Annotated in this window: 5 protein-coding genes; 1 reads left to right on the plus strand and 4 read right to left on the minus strand. The window is 35.0% G+C overall.

From position 1 onward, the window contains the following. From F6K13_RS35300 to F6K13_RS21070, 4 genes are all read right to left on the minus strand, one after another. A partial coding sequence (locus F6K13_RS35300) for a transposase family protein (RefSeq protein ID WP_353734928.1) occupies positions 1 to 145 on the minus strand: 145 nt, incomplete at its 3' end. 38 nt (positions 146 to 183) lie between these two features. Continuing rightward, positions 184 to 468 carry a hypothetical protein gene (locus F6K13_RS21060; RefSeq protein WP_287288273.1) on the minus strand — a complete coding sequence of 95 codons (285 nt, stop codon included), beginning with the start codon at positions 466 to 468 and terminating at the stop codon, positions 184 to 186. Then, positions 465 to 1,208 (minus strand): C39 family peptidase, encoded by a 744-nt coding sequence (locus F6K13_RS21065; protein WP_124143794.1) that lies wholly within the window; start codon positions 1,206 to 1,208, stop codon positions 465 to 467. Before F6K13_RS21065 ends, F6K13_RS21060 begins: the two co-directional genes overlap by 4 nt. A gap of 473 nt (positions 1,209 to 1,681) precedes the next feature. After that, positions 1,682 to 2,233 (minus strand): lysozyme, encoded by a 552-nt coding sequence (locus tag F6K13_RS21070; protein WP_287288275.1) that lies wholly within the window; start codon positions 2,231 to 2,233, stop codon positions 1,682 to 1,684. A gap of 1,048 nt (positions 2,234 to 3,281) precedes the next feature. Here F6K13_RS21070 and F6K13_RS21075 point away from each other — a divergent pair. After that, the coding region (locus F6K13_RS21075; protein ID WP_287288277.1) for an AAA-like domain-containing protein at positions 3,282 to 4,213 on the plus strand (932 nt) is incomplete at its 3' end.

The following is a 4,213-nucleotide window of genomic DNA, read 5'->3' on the forward strand; positions in this document are numbered from 1 at the left end:
GAGCAAAATCTTCTAGGGCACAATAGGAGAAACAACCGCTCATTGTACCCATAATTACTAACAGTAATACTAACCATAATGGATAACGTCTCCCTCTGGCAGCTCGAAAATCTGGTAACTGGGCCAAAATTTGTAACAAGTTCATTTCTATCTAAGCCCTAAATAGAGAATATTTGGCTTCACTCAATACTTGACACCAATCATTGTACTCCTCAATATTTTTCTCTGGCGACAATGAATTAGCCCTGCCTCCCAGGAGGGGAGCCAGGAGGGGAGCCAGGAGGGGAAGTAGGGGATTTGAGCTTCGCTCCAAAAATATTTCGCCTTAAAAGGCGGGGTTGCGCGACCCATAACCCGTGGTATCCACAATTGGTTGGGGTTTTGTAGACACGAAGTGGCGTGTCGGAGACTATCCCCACGAATATTGATTCTGTCTCCAGAATTGCTGTCTCCTGACTCCTTCTTCAATCAATCCAAGATTTGGCCAAAACACACCATCCATCGGTACTATTACTCACAGTCCAACGGGCGTTCATCAGACTATAAGAATATTTCAACATTTTACCATTTTCGGAAATGTAAGTGCCACTGGCATGATCTATCTCCCCCCAGGGATCGTTAACTACCCAATATCCCCCACCTGGAGTATTTTTGTCATCTTCATAACCAATAACTACAATCCAGTGGCCTCCACCCGATGGGTTATTAGAAGAGCCTTTGTGAAGAATCCCACAGGGAACAGGAATGCCTCGGTTGAGGTACTTCTTGAGAGTATTATTATTTGCGTTTTGAACAAAATCAGCAGTAACTCCAAAGTGTCGCAGAGTTTGAATTTGAACCCAGGAGTCAGTAGTGTCTCCTCTGTTGAAAACTTCACGAACGTAATCATCATCACCCCTGATGACTCCAGGTCGGAGATAATTTAACAGCATCGCACAAGAAGAAGAAAAACAAGTGCGATGAGCATCGCGATAGTTGTCACCCTGAGAAAAGTAAGTGACATCTAGACTTACTCCAGCAGAGGAACGACCAATTTTTTTAGCAGGGTGAGAACGGTAAATTTTTACCCACTCTGCATCGTTATTGTAAAAGTTATCGGGCAAAGAGGAAGCGATTTTCAGGAAAGCATTACGATGGTTGGGGTTGTTACTATCATAATACTTAACAAAATCAAGCAGTTTTGAGTCAGGAAATCTGGTATTATTCATGATTGGAATCCTTAAAAATAGTCAGGGTAGATTAGTTGCTAATGTCAGGTGAATTGATCCTGACCTTTTCTGTTCTACCTATACTTATCTATCGTGATTTTTTGGTTATGCAATTTGCCCAAAAATCATTGGAACTGCACAAATTATAAGAAGTGATTGAGCGGAAATTATTGACATAAAACGTCCGAAAAAAATAGTGAGGGTAGATTAGTTGCTGAAGCAGGTTAATGAGAATAGTTTGTATCGGCTTTGTTGGATGAAAATAGTTTATCCTACTAATACAATTTTTGATTTATGCATTGACTAAATAGACATCTCTAGAAAATAAACTTGCTCTTTATTTAAGATAAGCTAGAGTTGTAAAAGTCACTTACAAAATCATTTTTTGTACATTTTCGCTGAAAATCTATTCCCTGTTCCCTGTTCCCTATTGCCTACTATCTGCAAAAAGTCTATATCTTTTTCTGAGATGTCTAATGTGAGGGTTTCAAGATTACTGCCATAGGGTCAAATAATCCTAATCCAGCTAGACATGATAATTCATTATTTCTGGTGAAATTATTGCTTAAAAAAAGATTTCTTTCATCATCCCGACGGTCAACTAAACTAGGCAATATTGTTTTTACTCCATTAACCATAATCTTGTTCCATTTGGGAAACTCATTAGCAGCACTTTGATAATCTCCTTGATTGAGTTTTTCTAGCAAAGTGCTATATTTAAATGTAGTAATTCCTACGTTATAACAGAAAGATATTAAAGCATCAAACTGGTTTTGGCTAAGAGAAACTTTAATTAATTGATTAACTTCATCAGTAACTTGATCGACTTTATATTGAAGGAATTTTCTGGCTTGCTGTATGCTAATTTCATCTCCTTGTTTGACCTTTTTGCCATCAGGATATTCGGTGGTTCCATAACCAATACTCCATATTTCTACTGGGTTTAGATAAGCATCAAGATATAATTCTTCCCATTTTTTGATTAGATTTAGACAGTTTTGTGATATTTTTAGTAGAACTTGCATTATTTGACTCCTGCAAAATAGTAAAAGTAGATTAGTTGTTGGAATAGGTTAATTAGAATAGTTTGTGTCTCAACCTTGTTCCATTACAAATAATCCTCATCCAGGTAGATTTGGTCTAACAAAAAATTGCATTAAATTGCACGTTTAATTTTAAACAAACCTCAAAAACCATTCCACAATTGTCAATGTGTATTTTTTTGCACGTTCAGGGCAGGAACATAATTTTTTGTGTAAATTAATTCACATTGTAGTATTTGATCCAGAAATATCTAAAGATTAAATATCAGCACATTTCTACTTAAAAGACATGAAAATATATTAGCTACTATATAGCAATCCTAAATAATTTGTAAAAAATATATAGCACTTCCCATACTTGTGAGGTACAAAATTTTTTAGCTTTAGGAGTCAGGAGACAGGAGTCAGGAGTCAGGAGTCAGGAGTTAGGAGTTAAATATAAGGTGTATTATACCAAATTGATAAATTTTTCCTACAAATAGCTAGGATATTTCTTAGGAGTCAACCCACCCGCGTGCCCCTCCCAACCCACCCCTAACCCCTCCCAGGAGGGGAGGGGAAGTTAGGAGTCAGGAATTAGGAGTCAAAATCAATGGCTTAAATACCATTTTTTAGGTGATAAATCATCCTTTTTGTCAAATGGCATATCCTGCATTTGTCTTTTTGTTCTTCTTACTATTCGTAACATTTTTTTTTGAATTGGTATTAGGTGTACCTCATGAGTCCGAGAAATGCTATAAGAACAAATAAAAACTATGAAATTCTGATATTTGTTGCCTATTTACTAATTCTCAGATTTTTTTTCAGAACATATTTAGGATTACTTATAATTTGAATATTATCGCTTTTCATCCCTTGATGCTGTAAGAATTCATCATATCATGTCCCGATAATTAGTGATAAAAAAACTTTCTTCTACTCTTCCTTCTTCTTCCCACTCCTCCGTAGTTATTTATAACTATTTAACCGGACATAATATTAAGTTATCGTTATATCAATAACCAGAGATAGTGAAGCTTGAATAAAAATCATGAATAAAGAAATATTTGACCACATATACTCTCATTTGCCAGAAAGTGAAAAACAAATACTGCACTTGCGTTTATCGAATCAAAAATATCAACAAATTGCTCAGATAATGAATTGTGACCAATCTAATGTAGGTCGAAAATTAAAAGCGATCGCTGCTAAATTCAACTATTCAGAATCTAGTCTGGAGCGGGAAGAATATTTAGTGAAAATATTTAGCCAATATAAACCTGATTTAGTTAGTGATGAGTTACGGAATTATTATGGTTTTCATATCAGTCAAGTTGTTATTCCTGGTAGACCAGAAAAATTAGATTCTCCTTTTTATATACAACGTTATCGAATTAGACGTTGTTCTGTGGAGTCTGAATGTTACGGAGAAATAGAAAAACCAGGTTCTTTAGTCAGAATAAAAGCACCGAAAAAAATGGGTAAAACTTCTCTACTTCAACGGATACAAGCCCAAGCTAATCAAAATAATTATATTCCTGTTTATTTGAGATTTGACACTCTGATTGAACCCCAAAATATCAGCAATATTAATAGTTTCATCAAAGCATTTAATAAAAATATAAAAAGTCGATTTACTGATGCGCCAGAGGGAAATTCCTGGGATGATGATAATGCAAAAATATCTTGTACTCAAGAATTGAAAGCCTTGTTATTTCATTTAGAAAAAAAACTAGTATTACTATTAGATGAAGTCGATGAAATTTTCAACTACCCAGAAATATCTAAAAACTTTTTTACCATGTTAAGAAGTTGGTATGAAGAAAGTAATAATTTTGAAATTTGGGGAAATCTCAGAATGGTAATTGCTTATTCCACAGAATATCATGGCAAATTAGATATTTATCAATCTCCTTTTAATGTAGGTTTACCCATAGAATTAAAAGAATTTACATCAGAGCAGGTAACTCAATTAACATATTT

Source organism: Okeania sp. SIO2B9 (assembly GCF_010672505.1).
Lineage (GTDB): Bacteria > Cyanobacteriota > Cyanobacteriia > Cyanobacteriales > Microcoleaceae > Okeania > Okeania hirsuta.